General features: G+C 60.2%; 16 protein-coding genes. 11 read left to right on the top strand and 5 right to left on the bottom strand.

The window, feature by feature from the left end:
- Positions 1-169: 169 nt before the first annotated feature.
- Positions 170-1,360 carry a benzoate/H(+) symporter BenE family transporter gene (locus CQ009_RS17900; protein ID WP_105707891.1) on the top strand — a complete coding sequence of 397 codons (1,191 nt, stop codon included), beginning with the start codon at positions 170-172 and terminating at the stop codon, positions 1,358-1,360.
- 130 nt (positions 1,361-1,490) lie between these two features.
- Here CQ009_RS17900 and CQ009_RS17895 read toward each other — a convergent pair whose 3' ends face one another.
- Positions 1,491-1,835: a YggL family protein gene (locus tag CQ009_RS17895; RefSeq protein WP_105707889.1), complete on the bottom strand. Its 345-nt coding sequence runs from the start codon at positions 1,833-1,835 to the stop codon at positions 1,491-1,493.
- Between the two features lie 234 nt (positions 1,836-2,069).
- Here CQ009_RS17895 and dacB point away from each other — a divergent pair, with 234 nt between their 5' ends.
- Positions 2,070-3,530, top strand: coding sequence for a D-alanyl-D-alanine carboxypeptidase/D-alanyl-D-alanine-endopeptidase (dacB, locus tag CQ009_RS17890; protein WP_105707885.1), 1,461 nt, complete (start codon positions 2,070-2,072; stop codon positions 3,528-3,530).
- Between the two features lie 189 nt (positions 3,531-3,719).
- Here dacB and CQ009_RS17885 read toward each other — a convergent pair whose 3' ends face one another.
- Together CQ009_RS17885 and rlmKL are read right to left on the bottom strand one after the other, a co-directional pair.
- Complete coding sequence (locus CQ009_RS17885) at positions 3,720-6,101, bottom strand: diguanylate cyclase (RefSeq protein ID WP_105707882.1); 2,382 nt, start codon at positions 6,099-6,101, stop codon at positions 3,720-3,722.
- 147 nt (positions 6,102-6,248) lie between these two features.
- Positions 6,249-8,519, bottom strand: coding sequence for a bifunctional 23S rRNA (guanine(2069)-N(7))-methyltransferase RlmK/23S rRNA (guanine(2445)-N(2))-methyltransferase RlmL (gene rlmKL / locus CQ009_RS17880; RefSeq protein ID WP_105707880.1), 2,271 nt, complete (start codon positions 8,517-8,519; stop codon positions 6,249-6,251).
- A gap of 532 nt (positions 8,520-9,051) precedes the next feature.
- On the opposite strand from rlmKL, the gene rmf reads away from it, so the two are divergent.
- A complete protein-coding gene (gene rmf / locus CQ009_RS17875) occupies positions 9,052-9,267 on the top strand; it encodes a ribosome modulation factor (RefSeq protein WP_003223300.1) in 216 nt (71 codons plus the stop codon).
- A gap of 253 nt (positions 9,268-9,520) precedes the next feature.
- Here the strand turns inward: rmf and CQ009_RS17870 are convergent, their stop codons facing one another.
- A complete protein-coding gene (locus CQ009_RS17870; RefSeq protein WP_105707878.1) occupies positions 9,521-10,540 on the bottom strand; it encodes a quinone-dependent dihydroorotate dehydrogenase in 1,020 nt (339 codons plus the stop codon).
- A gap of 222 nt (positions 10,541-10,762) precedes the next feature.
- Between CQ009_RS17870 and CQ009_RS17865 the strand changes: the two genes are divergently transcribed.
- From CQ009_RS17865 to cobA, 8 genes are all read left to right on the top strand, one after another.
- Positions 10,763-11,974: a CmpA/NrtA family ABC transporter substrate-binding protein gene (locus CQ009_RS17865; RefSeq protein WP_105707876.1), complete on the top strand. Its 1,212-nt coding sequence runs from the start codon at positions 10,763-10,765 to the stop codon at positions 11,972-11,974.
- Between the two features lie 15 nt (positions 11,975-11,989).
- The gene (locus CQ009_RS17860) at positions 11,990-12,565 is read left to right on the top strand and encodes an ANTAR domain-containing response regulator (protein ID WP_042558507.1); all 576 of its coding nucleotides are present in this window, start codon (positions 11,990-11,992) and stop codon (positions 12,563-12,565) included.
- Positions 12,566-12,871: 306 nt separating this feature from the next.
- Positions 12,872-14,083: a NarK/NasA family nitrate transporter gene (locus tag CQ009_RS17855; RefSeq protein ID WP_105707874.1), complete on the top strand. Its 1,212-nt coding sequence runs from the start codon at positions 12,872-12,874 to the stop codon at positions 14,081-14,083.
- Between the two features lie 7 nt (positions 14,084-14,090).
- On the top strand, positions 14,091-15,749 hold the full coding sequence (locus CQ009_RS17850; RefSeq protein WP_105707873.1) for a bifunctional protein-serine/threonine kinase/phosphatase: 1,659 nt from the start codon (positions 14,091-14,093) through the stop codon (positions 15,747-15,749).
- 412 nt (positions 15,750-16,161) lie between these two features.
- On the top strand, positions 16,162-18,615 hold the full coding sequence (gene nirB, locus CQ009_RS17845) for a nitrite reductase large subunit NirB (RefSeq protein ID WP_105707871.1): 2,454 nt from the start codon (positions 16,162-16,164) through the stop codon (positions 18,613-18,615).
- Entirely contained in the window at positions 18,612-18,929 is a 318-nt protein-coding gene (gene nirD, locus CQ009_RS17840) for a nitrite reductase small subunit NirD (RefSeq protein ID WP_053118721.1), read from the top strand. Before nirB ends, nirD begins: the two co-directional genes overlap by 4 nt.
- Positions 18,929-21,643 carry a nitrate reductase gene (locus CQ009_RS17835; protein ID WP_105707869.1) on the top strand — a complete coding sequence of 905 codons (2,715 nt, stop codon included), beginning with the start codon at positions 18,929-18,931 and terminating at the stop codon, positions 21,641-21,643. Before nirD ends, CQ009_RS17835 begins: the two co-directional genes overlap by 1 nt.
- Positions 21,644-21,656: 13 nt before the next feature.
- Positions 21,657-22,424, top strand: coding sequence for a uroporphyrinogen-III C-methyltransferase (gene cobA / locus CQ009_RS17830; protein ID WP_105707866.1), 768 nt, complete (start codon positions 21,657-21,659; stop codon positions 22,422-22,424).
- 97 nt (positions 22,425-22,521) lie between these two features.
- Here cobA and CQ009_RS17825 read toward each other — a convergent pair whose 3' ends face one another.
- Positions 22,522-23,556, bottom strand: a complete 1,035-nt coding sequence (locus CQ009_RS17825; RefSeq protein ID WP_064391269.1) for an OmpA family protein — start codon at positions 23,554-23,556, stop codon at positions 22,522-22,524.
- Positions 23,557-23,570: the final 14 nt, after the last annotated feature.

The raw sequence follows: 23,570 nt of genomic DNA, 5'->3' as shown, positions 1-23,570 counted from the left end.
TCACAGAATCCGCTGCCAGAACACCGCCTCCCCTGTAGGAGCTGCCGAAGGCTGCGATCTTTTGACTTTGATTTTAAGAAGCAAGATCAACAGATCGCAGCCTTCGGCAGCTCCTACAAGGGTTTGCGTCATGGCGGACATCTTCATTGGTATAAGGAACACCGTTGTCATGAACGACGCCACCCACACTCAACTGCGCCCCTTGGCCGACACTTCGCCTTCAGCCATCGTCGCCGGTTTCATCGCGATGATGACCGGCTACACCAGTTCACTGGTGCTGATGTTCCAGGCCGGGCAAGCGGCGGGCCTGACCAGCGGGCAGATTTCTTCGTGGATCTGGGCGATTTCAATTGGCATGGCCGTATGTTCGATCGGCCTGTCACTGCGCTACCGGACGCCGATCACCATCGCCTGGTCGACACCCGGCGCGGCGTTGCTGATCACCAGTCTGGGCGGCGTCAGTTACGGCGAAGCCATCGGTGCCTACATCACCTGTGCCGTACTGGTGACGATCTGCGGGCTGACCGGCAGCTTCGAACGACTGGTGAAAAAGATTCCAGCCTCACTGGCGGCGGCATTGCTGGCAGGGATTCTGTTCAAGATCGGCAGCGAAATCTTCGTCGCCGCACAGCACCGCACCGGGCTGGTGCTGGGGATGTTCTTCACTTATTTAGTGGTCAAGCGCCTGTCGCCCCGCTATGCGGTGCTCGCCGCGTTGCTGATCGGCACCGCGCTGTCGGGCTTCATGGGTTTGCTGGACTTCAGCGGCTTTCATCTGGAAGTGGCGACGCCGGTGTGGACCACGCCGCACTTCTCACTGGCCGCGACCATCAGCATCGGCATTCCGCTGTTCGTCGTGGCGATGACCTCGCAGAACATGCCGGGCATCGCCGTCCTGCGCGCCGACGGCTACAACGTCCCGGCCTCGCCGCTGATCACCACCACCGGCATCGCCTCGCTGTTACTGGCGCCGTTCGGCTCCCACGGCATCAACCTCGCCGCCATCAGCGCGGCGATTTGTACCGGGCCGCACGCCCATGAAGATCGCAACAAGCGCTACACGGCGGCCGTCTGGTGCGGGATTTTCTACGGGATTGCCGGGGTGTTTGGCGCGACACTGGCGGCGTTGTTTGCGGCGCTGCCGAAGGAGCTGGTGCTGTCGATTGCGGCGTTGGCGTTGTTCGGTTCGATCATCAATGGTTTGAGCATTGCCATGACCGAGGTGAAGGAACGTGAGGCGGCGCTGATTACCTTTATGGTCACGGCGTCGGGGTTGACGCTGTTTTCCATCGGGTCGGCGTTTTGGGGGATTGTGGCGGGGGTTTTGACACTGGTGATTCTGAATTGGCGTAAAGCTTAAAAGATCGCAGCCTTCGGCAGCTCCTACAGGAGATCGCGCTCCTCTGTAGGAGCTGTCGAGTGAAACGAGGCTGCGATCTTTTGATCGACGAAAAAAAACGGCGACCCTCAGGTCGCCGTTTTTTTCAGTATCACTTAGCCGCGTTGATCGGCTTTTCCGGATACCAAACGTCCAGCAACGGGCTGACTTCATACTTGGTCAGCTCGGCGCGGGTTTTCAGCCAGGCTTCAACGGCAGCGCGCTGCTCTTCGTTGACCGAGCCACGCTTCTGCAGGCATACCAGACCGAAGTCGTCGCCGCCAACATAACCCAGGCCGTTGGCTTCCATGGCTTCTTTGATGAATGCTTCGAGGAAAGCGTCAATGGCTTCTTCGGACAAGTCTTCTTTGAAGTCCAGGTTCAGTTCGAAACCCAGCTCTTGAAATTCATCAACGCACAGTTTTTTGCGCAGACGCTGGGAACGGTTAGTCGCCATTGGAACAATCCTCTTAAGTAAATACGGCGGGCACTTTACCAGTTTAAGCCGTCGATTGCCCGCCTCTGTAGACACAGCGGCTGACCGCCTGTAAAAAAATCAGCGAATCGCCACCCCGAGGACGGCACAATCGGTTACACCTTGGGGCATAATGCCGACACTTTCGTGACCACTGAGGACCTTTTCATCCATGTCCTCGTCTTTTTCCCCCTCGGCTGTAGGGTTTTATTTCATATGATCAAATCGTTGCGTCCACTGTTTCTCGCCGGCCTCCTTCTGCCTCTGGCCCTGCCTGTTTCTGCTGCCACCATCAACACCTCCCTCACCCCGAACGTCGAAAAAGCCCTCAAGGCGAGCAAATTGCAGCCTAGCGCCCTGTCGCTGGTGATGGTGCCACTGGACGGTCCGGGCACGCCAACCGTGTTCAACGCCGACGTGTCGGTCAACCCGGCCTCGACCATGAAACTGGTCACCACCTACGCGGCGCTGGAAATGCTCGGCCCCAACCATCAGTGGAAAACCGAGTTCTACACCGATGGTGACCTGAACGGCGGCATCCTCAACGGCAACCTCTACCTCAAAGGTGGCGGCGATCCGAAGCTGAACATGGAAAAACTCTGGCTGCTGATGCGCGACCTGCGCGCCAACGGCGTGACCCAGGTCACCGGCGACCTGATCCTCGACCGCAATTTCTTCGTGCAACCGGTGTTGCCGGAATTCAACGATGACGGCAACGACGAGAACAAACCGTTCCTGGTCAAACCCGATTCGCTGCTGGTCAACCTCAAGGCCCTGCGCTTTGTCGCCCGCAACGATAACGGCCGGGTGCTGATTTCGGTCGAGCCGCCGATCGCCACTGTACGTATTGAAAACACCGTCAAAGCACTGAACTCCAAGCAATGCACCGGCGGCGTGCGCTACAACCCGGTGCCGCAGGCGGATGGCAGCGTTACCGTCACCGTTGCCGGCCAGTTGGGCGAAGGCTGCAGCTCGCAGACCTACCTGTCTCTGCTTGACCATGCGACCTACACCGCCGGCGCCGTGCGCGCGATCTGGAAAGAACTGGGTGGCAGCATTCAGGGCAAGGATCGTCTGGCCTCGACCCCGGGCAACGCCAAACTGCTCGCGCGTGCCTACTCGCCGGATCTGGCGGAAATCATCCGCGACATCAACAAGTACAGTAACAACACCATGGCCCAGCAGCTGTTCCTCAGCCTTGGCCAGCGATTCCGCAACGACGCCGACGGTGACGACGCCAAGGCCGGGCAACGCGTGGTTCGTCAGTGGCTGGCGAAGAAAGGCATCACCGCGCCGCATCTGGTGATGGAGAACGGCTCCGGCCTGTCCCGCGCCGAACGCGTCAGCGCCCGTGAAATGGCGAACATGCTGCAAGCCGCGTGGCACAGCCCTTACGCCGCCGAATACATCAGCTCGCTGCCGATTGCAGGTACCGATGGCACCATGCGCAAGCGTCTGAAAACCACCGCCATGCGCGGTGAGGCGCACGTCAAGACCGGCACTCTGAACACTGTGCGGGCGATTGCCGGTTTCAGCCGTGATGTGAATGGCAATACCTGGGCAGTAGTGGCGATCCTTAACGACAAGGCGCCATTTGGTGCATCGTCGGTGCTGGATCAGGTGCTGCTGGACCTCTACAAGCAACCGCGATTGCCGCAGACGGCTTCGGTCCTTTAAAAGCAAAAGAGCAGCCTTCGGCAGCTCCTGCAGGTGCCACATAATCCTGTAGGAGCTGCCGCAGGCTGCGATCTTCTGATCTTCTGTAGGAGTGAGCCTGCTCGCGATAGCGTCAGTCCAGATACATCATGGTGACTGATATACCGCAATCGCGAGCAGGCTCACTCCTACAAGGGTTCAGCGCCGGGCTTAGCTCATCTGTTCGACCCGATCGCGGCCGCGTTGCTTTGCCATATACACACCCGAATCCGCGCGCAACAGCAACGCATCTGCGCCCTCCCCCGGTCGCCAACTGGCGATACCGAAACTCGCCGTGACCACACCAACCACGTCCACCGGCGCGCCGCGCAAGCCTTGCCACAACTCGACCGCGAGCATGTGCGCGTGCTCGCCGTCGATGTCCGGGCACAGCACCATGAACTCTTCGCCGCCCAAACGGCAGAACACATCGGTGCGGCGCAGGCGATGACCGATGCGCTCGCACACCGCTTGCAACACCCGGTCGCCAACGGCGTGGCCGTACTGGTCGTTGATGCGTTTGAAATGGTCGATGTCGAGCATGATCACCGACAGCTCGCCACCGCCGCGCTCGACCCGGGCCATTTCGGTGGTCAGGCGTTCCTGGAAGTAGCGACGGTTGTGGATCCCGGTCAGGGAGTCGGTGACCGACAGCGCACGCAGTTCTTCTTCCACGCGTTTCAGATCGGAAATGTCCGAGATATAGCCATGCCAAAGCACCCCGCCACCCGGCAGCTCCTCCGGCGTCGCCTCGCCGCGCACCCAGCGCAGGCCACGTTCGGGCAGTTGCACGCGGTATTCCTCGCGCCACGGGCTGAGGCTGTCTGCCGAGGCGCGAATGGAAGAGCGCACGCGGGTGATGTCCTGAGGATGGATGCGCGTGAAGATCGCTTCAGCGTTGAACAACAGCACGTCCGGTTCCAGTTCGTAGATTTCGCGAATGCCGTCGCTGGCATAGATCACGCTGAACCGCCCGTCGAACTCCATTTTGAACTGATAGATACCACCGGGAACGTGCGCACTGAGCTTCTTCAGCAACACATCCCGCGCCGCCAGCACTTCGTGCACGCGTTTGCGCTCGGTGATGTCGATGCAGATCGCCAGATGGCCAACCCACAAACCTTGCTCATCCAGCACCGGTGTGGCCAGCATGTTCACCGGCAGATGGCTGCCATCGCTGCGCACCAGCGTCCACTCGCGCGCCTCGTGACCGCCGACTTCGCCGCCCTCGACGAGCATCGCGTGGCAGGTCGGAATGCTTTTACCGTAGCGCGCGCTCAACTCGGCAGCGCGCGCCGTCAACTCGCGCGGCAGGTGCAGGTTTTCCAGGGTCATATGGCCAACGACGTCGGCACTGCTGTAGCCAAGCATCTGTTCGGCGCCGGGGTTGAAGGTGTTGATCACGCCGCGCAGGTCGGTGGCGATGATCGCCACCTGCGTCGCCGCATTCAGCACGCCGCGTAACTGGCCATGGGTGCCCCGCAGTTCCTGTTCGCTTGCATGCAGTTCCTGGGTGCGCAATTGAACCAGACGCAAGGCACGCTGACGCTGACTGACCAACACGTAGAGCAAGGCGCTGAGCAGCAAACTGAGCAAGCCACCCAGAATGATCACGCTACCAACCGACGAATGGTTAGCCTGAACGAAGGCGTCGCTCGGCAAGATATCGACCTGATAGTCGTGATCGGCCATGCGTACCAGGCGCGTGGCGGACAAGTCGCTCGGCGCCGGCTCGTTGGTCGATTCGAACAACACCTCGTGCTGATCATGGGTCGACATGTCGAGAATGCGCACCGACAGGTAGTCATGGAAGGCATCCGGCAAACCGTCGGCGAGCAGCTGGCGCATGCTGATCACCGCCATCACGTAGCCGAACGATTGGCGCTCGCCATTGCGGCTCACCGGCGCCACCAACAACACGCCACGCGCATAGGACGGCTCGATACTGACCAGGTGCATCGGCTGCGACACCGCCAGACTGCCGAGCTTGTCGGCACGTTGCAGGGTGTCGCGGCGCAACGGCTGCGCCAGCAAGTCGTACCCCAGCGGTGAACCAAGCCGGCTTTGCGTCTGGCTGAAGAGCACCGGCACGTATTCATCGCGCACGCCAGCCAGTTGCAGTTCGCCTTGAGGATGCAATTCTCGCAGGGTGAAGTGACTCAAGCCTTCGTCACGCACCCGCTGCTCGAAAGCGGCGCGCTCGGGCCCGCTGACCTTGAGAGCAAACGAGTAGGCCTGGGTACGCATTAGTAAAGGTTGGGTGTAACCGTCGAATTCGGCGCGGGACACCGATTCAGAGTTGGCAAAGAAGCGCCGCAGACCATCGAGGCGCTGTTCCTGATCCTGAAAGCGTTCTTCGATACGACTGTAACGTTCGTTGGCCAGCAGTTGGAAGCGCTGACGCGTTTGTTGCTGAAACTGATTGAGGGTCGCCCAAGCGAGTAACCCCGTGAGAATTGCACCGGCGAGCAATACCAGCATCGCGACCAGCCAGGCCGAGACGTCTTCGCTGATAAAACCCAGAATCTTAGGGCGCACGGGGTGCAACGACATAAAGACAACTCACACTACGCCAGCATTCACGGGAAAACCCCATTGACCGTGTGTGAGTTATAGCTATTAGCCACTAATTTAGCTAGCGCGGGCAGATCCACGGAGCCTTTAAAAATCAAGGCTCTGTGGATCCAACCCGGCAAAGCGTCAACGAGCCGTGATTTTCCAGGCGCGGTGGATCTTGGTGTTGCGGGCAAAATCCGGATCAATGGTCTGCGCGCTGATTTCCTCGACCGCGTAGCGCTCGGCGAGGTTTTCTTCCAACTGGAACTTGCGGAAGTTGTTGGAGAAATACAGCACGCCACCGGTTGCCAAACGCGCCATGGCCAGGTCAATCAACTGCACCTGATCACGTTGCACGTCGAAGATGCCTTCCATGCGCTTGGAGTTGGAGAACGTCGGCGGATCGATGAAGATCAGGTCGTACTCGTCACGACTGCTTTCCAGCCACGCCATCACATCGCCCTGCTCCAGACGGTTCTTGTCGGAGAAACCGTTCAGCGACAGGTTGCGGCGCGCCCAGTCGAGGTAAGTTTTCGACAGGTCGACACTGGTAGTGCTGCGCGCGCCGCCCTTGGCCGCATGCACACTGGCGGTCGCGGTGTAGCAGAACAGATTGAGGAAGCGCTTGCCGGCGGCCTCTTTCTGGATGCGCATGCGCATTGGCCGGTGATCGAGGAACAGGCCGGTGTCGAGGTAGTCGGTGAGATTGACCAGCAACTTCACGCCGCCTTCGCTGACTTCATTGAACTTGCCCTGCGCAGCCTGACGCTCGTATTGCTTGGTGCCGCTCTGGCGCTCGCGGCGTTTGACCACCACGCGGCTCTTGTCGACGTTGAGCGCCTGCGGAATCGCTGCCAGCGCATCGAACATGCGCGCCGAGGCTTTTTCCGGGTCGATAGACTTCGGCGCGGCGTATTCCTGCACGTGCACCCAATCGTGGTACAGGTCGATGGCCATCGCATATTCAGGCATGTCGGCATCGTAGACGCGGTAGCAATCGATGCCTTCGCGCTTGACCCACTTGCCCATCGCCTTGAGGTTCTTTTGCAGACGGTTGGCAAACATCTGCCCGCCTTCGCTCAAGCGCGGCTGCTCGATCACCGGCGCCGGGGCTGGCGTCGGTTTGATCGGGTTGCCGTTCTTGTTGAACTTGCGCTCTTGCGGCTCGTCCGGAGTCAGATCGTAAGCCGCTTGCTCGCGCTCGGCTTGACGTTGTTCCGGGGTCCGACGCTCGCCGGTGACGAACTGATCCGGCAGAACCTTGATCAACAGCAGCTTGCACGGCAACGCGCCGTTCCAGAACGAATACTGTTTGTGGCTGCGGATGCCCATGCGCTTGCCCAGATCCGGCGCGCCGGTGAACACCGCCGCTTCCCAGTTCAGGCAGGCCTGACGCAGGCGTTCGCCAAGATTCTGGTAGAGATAGAGCAGGCTGGCTTCGTCGCCGAGACGCTCGCCGTACGGCGGGTTGCAGATCACCAGACCTTTCTGGTTCTGGTCCGGGCGCGGCTCGAAGGTCGCGACTTCGCCCTGATAGATCTTGATCCATTCGCTGAGGCCAGCGCGCTCGACGTTGTTGCGGCCCGGCTGAATCAGTCGCGGGTCGGCTTCGTAACCGCGAATCCACAGCGGTGGCTTGGCCAGACCGGCAGCGGCGCGTTCGACGGCTTCTTCATGGAGTTTTTTCCACAGCGCCGGCACGTGACCGAGCCAGGCCGTGAAACCCCACTGCTCACGACGCAGGTTCGGCGCCATATCGGCGGCGATCATTGCTGCTTCGACGAGGAACGTACCGACACCGCACATCGGGTCAGCCAGCGCGCCGCCTTCAGCGGCAATGCGCGGCCAGCCGGAGCGGATCAGGATCGCCGCTGCGAGGTTTTCCTTCAGCGGCGCCGCGCCCTGCTGCAAACGATAGCCGCGCTGGTGCAGGCTGTGCCCGGAGAGGTCGAGGGAGAGGATCGCTTCGCCACGATCCAGACGCAGGTGAATGCGCAGATCCGGGTTGAGCTTGTCGATCGACGGGCGGTCGCCCTGCGGGGTGCGCAATTTATCGACGATGGCGTCTTTGACTTTCAGCGCACCGAAATGCGTGTTGTCGATGCCCGAGCCATGACCACTGAATTCAACGGCCAGGGTGCCGTCGCTGAGCATGTGATCCTGCCATTCGATGTCGAGCACGCCGTGATAGAGGTCTTCAGCGTCTTTCATCGGGAAACGCTTGAGCACCAACAGCACCCGGTTGGCCAGACGCGACCAGAGGCACAGGCGATAAGCGGTTTCCATGGACGCCATGCCACGCACGGCGGAAGTGTGCTCGCGCGCTTCTTCAAGGCCAAGCCCGACGGCTTCCTCGATGAGCAGGCCTTCAAGGCCTTTAGGGCAAGTGAGGAAGAGTTCGAAACGGTCGGACATGGTATTTCCAGAGCCTTTGGCTAGTGAATCGGCAACGCATTGCCGATCCGGTTTTCAATCAGGCGCTTTTCTTAAAGAGCGCCCGCGTGGCACGAAGGTGTGCCGTTCCATCCCCGCTGCTCGGGTTAAAAGAGCTTAGATGCCAGGACAGATAAAAAAGTTGATGCAACAAAAAGTCTTAAAACGACCCTTCGTCGAATAGTACCCCAGCGCAAACGTGGGTCATTCTCACTAAAGAATTAACCCCATCATCCAGCGCGGGGCCGATCATACCGGGGTTTGCCCAATAAACATTCAATAAATACGCAGTTACTTATCGCTATAGCACCCTTTTCGTTACGTGCTTATGACAAAACGGTCATTCCATCGCTGTGACTCATTGGTTAGAACTGAGCACAGGTTGACGTCGCAACGGCGTCAACACCTTGGCTCGCCACGCCGGCAGCGAGCCGCACCATGGCAGGTTTTTTCTGCCAGACCTCAGTTGAGGTCAACGCGATACAAAACAGTCAACAAGTGAGGGAAACACCCTATGAGAAGACTTAAGCGTGATCCGTTGGAAAGAGCATTTTTGCGCGGATATCAATATGGCGTTGGTGGCAAATCCCGTGAGCTTTGCCCATTTACTCTACCGTCGGTACGTCAAGCCTGGATTAACGGCTGGCGAGAAGGACGCGGCGACAACTGGGACGGTATGACCGGCACTGCGGGAATCCACAGACTCAACGAACTTCACGCCGTCGGCTGACACAGGGCATTTATTCCGACACGACAATCTGAATTTGTAACAAATTAACCACGCACGTCCTTCCCGGACGGCGGGCTACGGCCCAGGGGCTCCTTCGAGGAGCCCTTTTTATTGCATGGTTTTTTGTGCCGAGCGCATAACCTGTAGGAGTGAGCCTGCTCGCGATAGCGGTCTGTCAGTCGCTGATGAAGTGACCGAAAGAAAGCTATCGCGAGCAGGCTCACTCCTACAAGGGAACAGTGGTGTCTATGGATCAGCGCAGGGCGGCGATCGCGTCGACCGACTCGCGAATCAACGCCGGGCCTTTATAGATGAAGCCCGAATAGATCTGCACCAGGCTCGCACCCGCGAGAATTTTCTCCGCAGCATGCTTGCCTTCAGTAATCCCGCCAGCAGCAATGATCGGCAAACGCCCAGCCAGCTCACCGGCCAGCACCTTCACGGTATTGGTGCTCTTCTCCCGCACCGGCGCACCCGACAAACCGCCCGCCTCGTCGCCATGCTCCATGCCTTCAACGCCGACACGGCTCAGCGTGGTGTTGGTGGCGATCACCGCGTCCATACCGGTTTCGATCAGCGCCTGTGCTACCTGAACGGTTTCTTCATCGGTCATGTCCGGGGCAATCTTGATCGCCAGCGGCACATGCTTGCCGTGACGCAAGGCCAGTTCGGCACGACGCGTAGCCAGATCGGCGAGCAATTGCTTGAGCGAATCACCGAACTGCAAGCTGCGCAGGCCCGGCGTGTTCGGCGAACTGACGTTAACCGTCACGTAGCTGGCGTGGGCGTAAACCTTGTCCAGGCAGATCAGGTAGTCGTCAACCGCGCGCTCAACCGGCGTGTCGAAGTTCTTGCCGATGTTGATGCCCAGCACGCCTTTGTATTTCGCTGCTGCCACCCGCGCCAGCAAGTTATCCACACCGAGGTTGTTGAAACCCATGCGGTTGATGATCGCTTCGGCTTCCGGCAGGCGGAAGATCCGCGGCTTCGGGTTGCCCGGCTGCGGACGCGGGGTCACGGTGCCGATTTCGACAAAACCGAAACCCAGTTGTGCGAAGCCATCGATGGCCGCGCCGTTCTTGTCCAGACCGGCCGCCAGCCCCACCGGGTTCGGGAACTCCAGCCCCATGACCGTCACCGGTTTCTTCGCCGGCGCCTTGCACAGCAAGCCGTTGAGGCCCAAACGCCCACCCGCGCCGATCAGATCCAGCGACAGGTCGTGGGAGGTTTCCGGGGAAAGTTTGAACAACAGCTGACGGGCCAGGGTGTACATGGGCGGCGATGACTCGGGCGGCGAAAAGAGGCGGCGATTATAGCCGGGCAACGACCCACCGCGCGAGGCGCACGCGCAAATCACTGGCACTGGCATATGCCTTGCACCCTCTTCGCTATCAGCGCGCAGGCCAATGAAGGCAGGCGGGCAAGGACAATGGCGTCGTCCCGGATTTTGCCTGCGCAAAGTCCGTGGCGACGCTTTTTTTCGAGGTAGCGTTGGATGAATGAACCTTCGGTAGGGCCACTGGCCTGGGTCAATGGCAGCGATGCCCCGGAAAAAACTGCGATCAACCTCGGCTTCATGGCGTTGAGCGACTGCGCGTCGGTTGTCGTTGCTGCCACTCAAGGCTTTGCCCAGCCTTACGGACTAACGCTGAACCTGAAGCGCCAGGCTTCATGGGCCAATCTGCGCGACAACCTGGTCAGCGGTGAACTCGACGCGGCGCACAGTCTGTACGGATTGATTTACGCCGTGCATCTGGGCATTGGCGGCGTCGCTCCGACCGACATGGCGGTGCTGATGGGCCTCAATCAAAACGGTCAAAGCATCAATGTGTCCCACAACCTGCAACACCTCGGCGTGACCAGTCCTGAAGCGCTGGACCGCCACGTGCACCAAAGCCGCGCAAAACTGACCTTCGCCCAGACCTTTCCCACCGGCACGCACGCGATGTGGCTGTATTACTGGCTGGCGAGTCAGGGCATTCATCCACTTCAGGATGTCGACAGCGTGGTGGTGCCACCGCCACAAATGGTCGCGCACTTGCAGGCCGGGCGCATTGATGGCTTCTGTGTCGGCGAGCCGTGGGCGGCCAGCGCGGTGCAGCAGGATCTTGGGTTTACCTTGGCGACCAGCCAGACCATCTGGCCCGATCACCCGGAAAAAGTCCTTGGCTGCACCCGCGAATTTGCCGAGCAATACCCCAACACTGCGCGAGCGTTGGTGATGGCGATCCTCGAAGCCAGCCGTTTCATCGAAGAAAGCCCGGAGAACCGCCGCAGCACCGCGCAATTGCTGAGTGCGCCGGAGTATCTCGATGCTCCGCTGGCCTGCATCGAACCACGTTTTCTCGGTGACTATGCCGATGGCCTCGGCAATCGCTGGCAGGATCCGCACGCGCTGCGTTTTCACGGCAATGGCCAAGTGAATTTGCCGTACTTGTCCGATGGCATGTGGTTCATGACCCAGTTCCGCCGCTGGGGCTTGTTGCGTGAAGATCCGGATTACCTCGCCGTCGCCCGCCAGGTTCAGCAGCTTGATCTCTATCGCGAGGCCGCCACGGCGCTCGGCGTTGCCGCGTGGGGCAGCGACATGCGCAGCAGCCAGTTGCTCGACGGCAAGATCTGGGACGGCAGCGATCCCGCTGGTTATGCGCGCAGTTTCAAGCTGCACGCGATGAGCGACGACGTCGCCCTTCTCGCCCGCCGCTGACAGGAGACCGCGAACATGTTGCGCATTCTGTTGATCAACGACACAGCGAAAAAAGTCGGACGCCTTAAAGCCGCGCTGACCGAGGCCGGTTTCGAAGTAATCGACGAATCCGGGCTGACCATCGACCTGCCCGCGCGCGTCGAAACGGTGCGCCCGGACGTGATCCTGATCGATACCGAGTCACCGAGCCGCGATGTCATGGAGCAAGTGGTACTGGTCAGCCGCGACCAACCTCGGCCAATCGTGATGTTTACCGATGAACATGATCCGGGGGTGATGCGCCAGGCGATCAAGTCCGGGGTCAGCGCGTACATCGTCGAAGGCATTCACGCCCAGCGTTTGCAGCCGATTCTCGATGTCGCGATGGCGCGTTTCGAGAGTGATCAGGCGTTGCGTGCGCAGCTGCACGCGCGTGACCAGCAATTGGCTGAGCGCAAGCGCATTGAGCTGGCCAAAGGGTTGCTGATGAAGATGAAGGACTGCAATGAGGAAGAGGCTTACACCCTGATGCGGCGCCAGGCCATGAGCCGGCAGCAGAAGCTGATTCAGGTGGCGGAGCAGATTATTGCGATGAGTGAGTTGCTCGGCTGAATCAAGATCAAAGGATCGCAGCCTTCGGCAGCTCCTACAGGAGACTGCATTCCACTGTAGGAGCTGCCGAAGGCTGCGATCTTTTGATCCTTGGCACAAATCTCGCTATGTAAACAGAACAGGTAACCAACGGCGGTTGCCCCACCTACGACAAAGACGTCGCTCACCCGTTCGCCCAACCGGCGCATCAGGTAGCGACGTTTTTGCGTTTTGGCCCCACAGCTCGGGGCCGGTGGTGCGGCCGTGGCGGCGCCCCACCTGCTGTTGCATGACTCCTTTCGAGACTCTTTTCAGCTGAGGTGCGCGATGAATTCAAGCTTCTGGAAATCCGGCCACACCCCGACCCTGTTCGCGGCCTTCCTCTATTTCGACCTGAGTTTCATGGTCTGGTACCTGCTCGGCCCGCTGGCGGTGCAGATCGCCGCCGACCTGCACTTGACCACGCAACAACGTGGCCTCGTCGTCGCCACGCCGATCCTCGCCGGTGCCGTACTGCGCTTCGTGATGGGTATGCTCGCCGATCGGCTCTCACCGAAAACCGCCGGGCTGATCGGTCAGGTCATTGTGATTTGCGCGCTGTTCGGTGCCTGGAAAATCGGCATTCATAGCTACGAGCAGGCGTTGGTACTCGGCCTGTTCCTCGGCATGGCCGGCGCGTCGTTTGCTGTTGCGCTGCCGCTGGCTTCGCAATGGTATCCGCCACAGCATCAGGGCAAAGCCATGGGCATTGCCGGTGCGGGCAACTCCGGTACCGTGTTCGCCGCGCTGCTGGCGCCGGTACTCGCCGCCGCGTTCGGCTGGAGCAATGTCTTCGGTTTCGCCCTGATCCCGCTGATCCTGACGCTGGTGCTGTTCGCCTGGCTGGCGAAGAACGCGCCAGAACGGCCAAAAGCCAAAGCCATGACTGACTACTTCAAAGCCTTGGGCGACCGTGACAGCTGGTGGTTCATGTTTTTCTACAGCGTGACCTTCGGCGGCTTCATCGGCCTGGCCAGCGCCCTGCCCGGCTACTTCAACGATCAATACGGCCTGAGCCCGGTGACTGCCGGTTACTACACCGCCGCCTGCGTGTTCGGCGGCAGTCTGATGCGGCCGCTGGGTGGCGCACTGGCTGACCGCTTCGGTGGCATCCGCACGCTGCTGGCGATGTACACCGTTGCCGCCATCTGCATCGCTGCCGTCGGCTTCAACCTGCCAAGTTCCTACGCGGCACTCGCCCTTTTCGTCTGCACCATGCTCGGTTTAGGGGCAGGCAACGGTGCGGTTTTTCAACTGGTGCCACAGCGTTTTCGTCTCGAGATCGGCGTCATGACCGGACTGATCGGCATGGCCGGCGGCATCGGCGGTTTTGCCTTGGCCGCTGGCATGGGCGCGATCAAACAGAGCACCGGCAGCTATCAACTGGCCCTGTGGTTGTTCGCCAGCCTGGGCGTATTGGCGTGGTTTGGCCTGCACGGCGTCAAGCGTCGCTGGAGAACCACCTGGGGCTCGGCAGCGGTGACGGCGGCGCGGGTCTGAAGCATCAATGGCCCTGCAACTGAGTTTTGCCGAAGCCAGCGCCACCGGCCCGCGCGCGGAGAATCAGGACGCTTTGCGCCTGGTCACGCCCGCTCCGGCGTTGGCGGCAAGCAAGGGTTATCTGTTCGCCATCGCCGACGGCGTCAGCCAGTGCGCCGATGGCGGACTGGCTGCGCGCTCGACGTTGCAGGCGCTGGCGCTCGACTACTACGCCACACCGGAAACCTGGAGCGTGGCGCAGGCGCTGGATCGCCTGCTGCTCGCGCAAAATCGCTGGCTGCAGGCCAATGGCGGTGGGCAACCGCTGCTCACCACGGTCAGTGCTCTGGTCATGCGTGGTCGGCGCTTTACCCTCGCCCATGTCGGCGATTGCCGGGTTTATCGCTGGCACGCCGAGCGCTTGCAGCGGATCTCGGAAGATCACGTCTGGGAGCAGCCGGGCATGCAGCATGTGCTCAAACGTGCGCTGGGGCTGGATCAGCATCTGGTGCTGGATTTCCTCGACGGCGAACTGCGTGACGGCGAAAGCTTTGTGCTGCTCAGCGACGGGGTCTGGTCGACGTTGGGCGATACCGCGATTGCGGCGATTCTGCGTGATCAGCCGGATCTGCGCAGCGCAGCGCAGACGCTGGTCAACGCCGCGCATCTGGCGGGGAGCCAGGACAATGCCAGTGCTTTGCTGGTGCGGGTGGATGCTTTGGGTGAGGCCAGTATCGGCGATGCGCTGATTCATTTGCAGCAATGGCCCCTGCCGCCACCGTTGAAACCCGGTCAGTCGTTCGAAGGCTGGCAAGTGCTGGACGTTGTCGCTCAGAGCCAGCAATCGCTGCTGTATCGGGTGCTTGATGGACAAGGTCAGACGTGGCTTCTGAAAACCCTACCCACGCGTTCCGCCGATGATTCCTACGCCGGGCAAGCGCTGTTGTCCGAGGAATGGTTTCTGAAACGCGTAGCCGGTCGCCACTTTCCTGAAGTCCATGCCTGCCAGCAGCGTCAGCATTTGTACTACGTGATGCGGGAATATTCCGGAAGGACTCTGGCACAGCTCGAGCTTTTGCCCTTGGCGCAATGGCAGGACCTCGCCGAACGCCTGCTGCGTGCGGTCGGCCTGCTGCATCGGCGGCAGATTCTGCATCGCGACATCAAACCGGAAAACCTGCATTGGGGTGACGACGGTGAATTGCGCCTGCTCGATTTTGGCCTGGCGTATTGCCCGGGGTTGTCCGAAGACGCGCCGTCGACACTGCCAGGCACTCCGAGCTACATCGCCCCGGAAGCGTTCCGCGGTGATCCGCCGAGTGCGCAGCAGGATTTGTATGCGGTCGGTGTGACCCTGTATTTCCTGCTGACCGGGCATTTCCCCTATGGCGAGATCGAAGCGTTTCAGCGGCCGCGATTTGGTGTCGCGGTGAGCGCCAGTCGCTATCGGCCCGATCTGCCGGACTGGCTGGCGCAGAGTCTCGAGCGCGGGGTGGCCGCTGATCCGCAACAACGGTTTGAAACGGCTGAGGAATGGTTGCTGGTGCTGGAACAGGGTGAGCGGCGCAGTTTGAGTGTGCGGCCTCGGCCCTTGCTGGAGCGCGAGCCGCTGAAGGTCTGGCGGACAATGGCATTGGTGGCTTTGCTTGGGAATCTGGTGCTGCTGGTTTTGTTGTTTCATCACTGACACCGCGTCGCGGCCATCGCGAGCAGGCTCACTCCTACAATTTGAAATGCGTCCCCTGTAGGAGTGAGCCTGCTCGCGATGACGTCAGCCCAATCACCACAAATCCATCTGCCTGAATGCCCCACGAACGAGCAACCCGCTTCGAATCAGTGCAAAAAATCCATCCTCAAAATCCCTCGCCCCCAATAAACCCGCCACCGTCCCCACTTGGCACAACCACTGCATTACCCCACTCAACACACACATAAAGCCCAGCCTTCAACGACGAAGGCTGCGCTTCCCGAGAGAACGGGACCAGGACAAAGGCGTCCTCGCTAGGCAACTAGCGGGACGCCTTTTTTGTTTGCGCAAAATTTCTCGAGCAAGGCCTGACTGCCCACAAGAGGCCAGCCGCAGCTCCCCGGAGAACCTGATGAAAAAACTCAAACTGGTGATGATCGGCAATGGCATGGCCGGGGTCCGCACCCTCGAAGAACTGCTCAAGCTGAGCAACGAGCTGTACGACATCACGGTCTTCGGCGCCGAGCCGCACACCAATTACAACCGCATCCTGCTTTCGCCGGTGCTGGCCGGTGAGCAGACCTTCGAAGAAATCGTGCTCAACGATCTCGACTGGTACCTGCAAAACAACATCAAGTTGTTGCTCAACCGCAAAGTGGTGGAGATCGATCGGGTCAAACGCCGGGTGATCGCCGAGGATGGCACCGAGGCCGAATACGATCGCCTGCTGATCGCCACGGGTTCGACACCGTTCATCCTGCCGATCCCCGGCAACACTCTGCACGGCGTGATCGGCTACCGCGACATCGCCGACACTCAAGCGATGATCGACACCGCGAAAACCCACAAACACGCGGTGGTCATCGGCGGCGGCCTGCTCGGTCTTGAAGCGGCCAACGGCCTGATGCTGCGCGGCATGCACGTCACCGTGGTGCATATCGGCGAATGGTTGCTGGAACGGCAACTGGACAAGACCAGCGGCCAACTGCTGCAAAGCGCCCTCGAATCCCGCGGCCTGCACTTCCGTCTGTGCGAACAGACCCAGGCACTGCACGACGCCGGCAATGGCCGGGTCGGCTCGGTGCAATTCAAGAACGGCGACATCATCCCCGCTGATCTGGTGGTGATGGCCGCCGGTATTCGTCCTAACACCGAACTCGCTGAGAAGGCCGGCATCCCGTGCAATCGCGGGATTCTGGTCAATGACACGCTGCAAACCTACGATCCGCGCATCTACGCGATCGGCGAGTGCGCCAGCCATCGCGGGATTGCCTACGGTCTCGTCGCGCCGCTGTTCGAACAGGCCAAGGTGTGCGCCAACCACCTCGCCCAATTGGGTTTCGCTCGTTATCAGGGCTCGGTGACATCGACCAAATTGAAAGTCACCGGCATCGACCTGTTTTCCGCTGGCGACTTCATGGGCGGCGAAGGCACCGAGACCATCACCCTCTCCGACCCGATTGGCGGCGTGTACAAAAAACTGGTTATCAAGGATGACGTGCTGGTCGGCGCCTGTCTGTACGGCGATACGGCAGATGGCGGTTGGTATTTCCGCCAGATTCGTGAGAATCACGCCATCGGCGAGATCCGCGATCACCTCATGTTCGGCGAAAATGCTTTGGGCGACGTAGGACATCAGGGCCAGGACAAAGCCATGGTCATGGCTGACACCGCCGAAGTCTGCGGCTGCAACGGCGTGTGCAAAGGCACCATCGTCAAAGCGATTCAGGAGCACGGCCTGTTCAGCGTCGATGAAGTGAAGAAACACACCAAGGCGGCCAGCTCCTGCGGTTCCTGCGCCGGGCTGGTCGAGCAGATCCTGATCAACACCGTCGGCGGCGCGGCGGACGTCAAACCGAAAAGCGAAAAAGCCATCTGCGGTTGCAGCGACCTCAATCACGGCCAGATCCGCCAAGCCATTCGCGAGCAGCATCTGCTGACCATCGCCGGCACCATGAGCTACCTCAACTGGCGCACGCCGAACGGCTGCGCAACGTGCCGCCCGGCCCTCAACTATTACCTGATTTCCACTTGGCCCGGCGAAGCCAAGGACGACCCGCAATCGCGCCTGATCAACGAACGCGCGCACGCCAACATCCAGAAGGACGGCACTTACTCGGTGGTGCCCCGGATGTGGGGCGGCGTGACCAATCCTTCGGAACTGCGGCGGATTGCCGACGTGGCCGACAAGTACAACGTGCCGATGGTCAAGGTTACCGGCGGTCAGCGCATCGATTTGCTCGGCATCAAGAAGCAGGACTTGCCCGGCGTCTGGAAAGACCTCGACATGCCGTCCGGGCATGCCTACGGCAAATCCATCCGCACCGTGAAGACCTGCGTCGGCAGCGAATTCTGCCGCTTCGGCACGCAAAACTCGACACAACTGGGCATCGAGCTTGAGCACGACCTGTTCAACATGTGGTCACCGCACAAAGTGAAACTCGCTGTTTCCGGATGCCCACGCAACTGCTCGGAAGCAGGGATCAAAGACGTAGGAATCATCGGCGTCGACTCCGGCTGGGAGATGTACATCGGTGGCAACGGCGGGATAAAAACCGAGGTCGCCGAATTTTTCGTCAAGCTGAAAACCGCCGAAGAAGTCCGCGAATACAACGGTGCGTTCCTGCAGCTGTATCGCGAAGAGGCCTTCTACCTCGAACGCACCGTGCACTACCTGCAACGGGTCGGCATGGAACACATCAAGAAAGCCGTGCTGGAAGACCCGGAACGCCGCAAAGCCCTGAACGAGCGCCTGCAATTCTCCCTGTCGTTCGAGCAAGACCCTTGGAAAGAACGCTTGGCGCAGCCGCAACTGAAGAAAGAATTCGACGTAATTCCCGTGAAAAATCTGGAGGTGCCAGCATGAACTGGCTGGATATCTGTGCTCTCGAAGAGATCAACGCCCTCGGCTCGCGGATCATTGCCGGACCAAAAGGTGACATTGCGATTTTTCGTACAAGTGACGATGAGGTTTTCGCCCTCGACGACCGCTGCCCGCACAAGGGCGGGCCGTTGTCGCAAGGTTTGATCTACGGCAAACGCGTCGCCTGCCCGCTGCACAACTGGCAGATCGACCTCGAGTCCGGTGAAGCTCAGGCGCCGGACATCGGCTGCGCGCACCATCACCCGGCGCGGGTCGAAAACGGGCGCGTGCAGCTGGCTCTGCGGGACGCCATCTGATGAGCCGCCAGACGACCGCCTCGACCTGCTGTTATTGCGGAGTCGGCTGCGGCGTGCTGATCGAACATGATGGCGAGCGCATCCTCGGCGTCAGCGGCGATCCGGCGCATCCGGCCAACTTCGGCAAACTGTGCAGCAAAGGCTCGACCCTGCACCTGACCGGCGACCTCGCGGCCCGCGCGCTGTACCCGGAATTGCGTCTGGGCAAAGGCCTGGCGCGCAGTCGCACCGATTGGGACACCGCGCTTGAACATGCTGCCAACGTGTTCGCTGAAACCATCGCCGAGCACGGCCCGGACAGCGTGGCGTTCTATATCTCCGGGCAACTGCTGACCGAGGATTACTACGCCTTCAACAAACTCGCGCGAGCGCTGGTCGGCACCAACAACATCGACAGCAATTCACGCCTGTGCATGTCCTCGGCGGTGGTCGGTTACAAGCGCAGCCTTGGCGCTGATGCTCCGCCTTGCAGCTATGAGGACCTGGAGCTCAGCGATTGCGTGATGATCGTCGGCAGTAACATGGCCTACGCCCATCCGGTACTTTTTCGTCGGCTGGAAGAGGCAAAAACCCGACGTCCGCAGATGAAAGTCATCGTTATCGATCCACGGCGCACCGACACCTGCGACCTCGCCGATCTGCACTTGGCGATTCTGCCGGGCACAGATGTCGCTTTGTTTCATGGGATTTTGCATCTGCTGTTGTGGGAAGACTGGGTTGATCGCGACTTCATCAAAGCGCACACCGAAGGCTTGGCTGAACTGAAAAATCTGGTGCGCGATTACACCCCGCAAATGGTTTCGCAACTGTGCGGGATCAGCGTCGAGCAATTGCAGCAGTGCGCCGAATGGGTGGGGACTTCACCAAGTTTCCTGTCGCTGTGGTGCATGGGTTTGAACCAGTCCACGGCCGGCAGCGCGAAGAACAGTGCGTTGATCAATCTGCACCTGGCCACCGGGCAAATCGGCCGGCCGGGTGCAGGACCTTTCTCTTTGACGGGTCAGCCAAATGCCATGGGCGGACGCGAAACGGGTAGCTTGTCCAATTTGCTGCCAGGGCATCGCGAGGTGGCCAACCCTGAACACCGCGCCGAAGTCGCGGCTTACTGGGGTGTGGATCGGCTACCGGAGAGTACCGGCCTCAGCGCCATCGAACTGTTCGAGCAGGTGCGCAGCGGCAAGATCAAGGCGTTGTGGATTGCCTGCACCAACCCTGCGCAATCGATGCCGGATCAACATTCGGTACGAGCAGCGCTTGAGGCCTGCCCGTTTGTAGTTCTGCAAGAAGCCTTTCGCACCACTGAAACCGCGGCATTCGCTGATCTGCTGCTACCCGCAGCCAGTTGGGGCGAGAAGGAAGGCTCGGTGACCAATTCCGAGCGGCGCATTTCCCACGTACGCAAAGCGATTCTCCCACCCGGTGAAGCGCGTCCGGATTGGGCGATCACGGTGGATTTCGCACAACGTCTGGAGAAACGTCTACGTCCCGCCGAATCTAGCCTGTTTACCTTTAACCAACCTGCGCAGTTGTTCGATGAATTCAAAGGGCTGACGCACGGGCGGGATCTGGATATGTCCGGGATCAGTCATGCGCTGATCGACGAGATCGGACCGCAGCAATGGCCCTTCCCTGTCGGCGCGCGGCAAGGAACGCCAAGACTGTACGAGGACGGGATTTTCCCAACCGCCAACGGACGCGCGCAATTCATAGCCGACCCTTATCGCGCCGCCAAAGAACAGCGCGATGCGCGTTTTCCACTGACATTGATCACTGGACGTCTGCGTGATCAATGGCACGGTATGAGCCGCACCGGTACGGCGGCGCAGTTGTTCGGGCATGTCAGCGAAGCGGTGTTGAGCTTGCACCCGGACGAACTGCGCAGGCATCGCTTGCAGCCGGGAGATCTGGTCAACCTTAAAAGTCGTCGCGGCGCAGTGATCGTCGCGGTTGGCAGCGACGACAGCGTGCGTCCGGGACAGGCGTTTCTGCCGATGCACTGGGGTGACCGTTTTCTCAAGGGCGGCGTGAACAGCCTGACCCTGCCGGCCTTCGATCCATTGTCGAAACAACCGGAACTCAAACACAGCGGCGTGCGCCTGGAAGCGGTGAATCTGCCGTGGCAGTTGTTCGCACTCATCGAAGGCAATGTTCAACAGCATTTCGAGACCCTACGACCGTTGTGTGAGGCATTTTCCTACGTGAGTCTCAGCCTTGTCGGGCGTGAGCGACCGGCATTGCTGATACGCGCTGCCAGCAGCGAGGCGCCGAATCCGCAATTGCTCGGTGAAATCGACCAGTGTCTGTCGCTGATCGACGGTCCGGTATTGGCCTACGACGACCCGCGCCGGTCAATTGGCAAGCGCGTGCGCATTGAAAACGGGCGGATCACCGCGATTCGCCTGGCCGGCGAAACCCTCGCCCGGCATTGGCTGCAAGGGTTGTGGCTGGAGGGCCGTGCGGACGAACAACTGCGGCGCTGGTTGTTGGCACCGATGAGTGCTCCTCCGGGCAGTGCCGGGGCGCAGTTCGCTGCGGATAAAACCCTGTGCAACTGCAAGAACGTCAGCCTCAACGCGGTCTGCGCCGGCATTCGCCAAGGGCTGGATCTGCAAGGCTTGAAAAACAATCTGGGCTGCGGCACGCAATGCGGCTCCTGTGTCCCGGAAATAAAACGCTTGCTGGCTGCCGATGTGCAACCAGTCGCCGTGATCTGATGAGGAAAACCCCATGAATGCAAAAGTCTGGCTGGTGGGCGCTGGCCCCGGCGATCCGGAACTGTTGACCCTCAAAGCAGTGCGCGCCTTGCGCGAAGCCGATGTGGTGCTGATCGACGATCTGGTCAACGACGTGGTGCTGGAGCACTGCCCCGGCGCGCGCATTATTGCCGTAGGGAAACGCGGCGGTTGCCGCTCCACTCCGCAGGCGTTTATCCATCGACTGATGCTGCGTTACGCCCGCCAAGGCAAGTGCGTGGTGCGGCTCAAGGGCGGCGATCCGTGCATTTTCGGCCGTGGCGGTGAAGAGGCGCAGTGGCTGCGTCAGCGAGGGGTTGAGGTGGAGCTGGTCAATGGCATCACTGCCGGGCTGGCCGGGGCGACGCAGTGTGATATTCCGCTGACTTTGCGCGGGGTCGCGCGTGGCGTGACGCTGGTGACTGCGCACACCCAGGATGACAGCCAATTGAACTGGCAGGCGCTGGCGCAGGGTGGCACGACGCTGGTGATTTACATGGGCGTGGCAAAACTGGGCGAGATTCGCGACCAGTTGTTGGCGGGCGGGATGGCGGCAGATACGCCGGTGGCGATGATCGAGAATGCTTCACTGCCGCAGCAGCGCGAATGTCGGAGTGATCTGATGGGCATGAGTGATGACGCAGGTGTTTTCGGATTGAGAAGCCCGGCGATTCTGGTGATTGGTGCGGTGGCGGCTGTTGTTGAAGAGCAAAAGATCGCAGCCTGCGGCAACTCCTACAGGACGTATGCAGAATTCATGTAGGAGCTGCTGAAGGCTGCGGTCTTTTAAAGCTTCAAAGCCAAATCGCAGACAAAGAAAAGCCCGGCCTAAGCCGGGCTTTTCTCGGAGCGGCAGCTAATTACTTAGCTTGAGCTTCAACCTGCGCTTCTACGCGACGGTTAACAGCACGGCCAGCTTCAGTTTTGTTGTCAGCAACTGGGCGGGATTCGCCGTAGCCAACAGACTGAACGCGGGACGATTCAACACCGTACTGGTTGGTCAGAACTTGCTTAACGGCGTTTGCACGACGCTCAGACAGTTTCTGGTTGTAAGCGTCAGGACCGACGGAGTCAGTGTGACCTTCAACAGTAGTGGTGGTGGATGGGTACTGCTTCATGAAATCAGCCAGGTTCTTGATGTCGCCGTAGCTGTTGGTTTTAACAACAGACTTGTCGAAATCGAACTTAACGTCCAGCTCAACACGAACAACTTCAGCAACTGCTGGGCAGCCGTCAGCGTCAACAGTTACGTTGGCTGGGGTGTCCGGGCACTTGTCAACGTTGTCGCAAACGCCGTCGTTGTCGCTGTCGGAGCAGACTTCAGCTGGTGCTGGAACTGGAGCAGCAGCAGGCTTGGAGCCGCCACCGAAGTTCACACCGATACCGACGCTAGGAGCCCACTCGGTGTCGCCCTGGTCGATGTTGTATTGAGCTTCAACGCCAGCACGAGCGTAGAAGTTATCGGTGAAGTACAGCTTGGCACCAGCGCCCAGGTTAGCGAAGGTAGAACGGTTACGACCGTTCGAACCGTTCTGGTCGATGCTCTGGTCGGAGAAACCGGCCGAGACGTATGGACGCAGCATGTCGCCTGGGTTGTTGAAGTGGTACAGAGCGTCCAGGGCGGTGTTAGCGCCTTTTACGTTCTTGCCATCGTCGGCACGTACGTTGTGAACTTCATCGTAGCCCAGACGCAGTTCAACGTCGTCGGTCAGGAAGTAACCGATCGAACCGCCGAACAGGTTGCCGTTGTTCTTGAAGTTACGAGCGCTGTCGAATTGTTCTTTCTTTGCGAAGCCTTCGATTTCAACTGCGCCTTGGCCTTGTGCCAGAGCGCCGAACGAAGTGGCGGCAATCAGAGAACCAATGGCCAAGCCCAAGGTGTTTTTCAGTTTCATCCGTTAAATCCCCA

It is taken from the genome of Pseudomonas sp. MYb2 (genome assembly GCF_002979955.1).
In the GTDB taxonomy this organism is placed as follows: domain Bacteria; phylum Pseudomonadota; class Gammaproteobacteria; order Pseudomonadales; family Pseudomonadaceae; genus Aquipseudomonas.
This window is presented reverse-complemented; position numbering and strand designations above follow the sequence as displayed.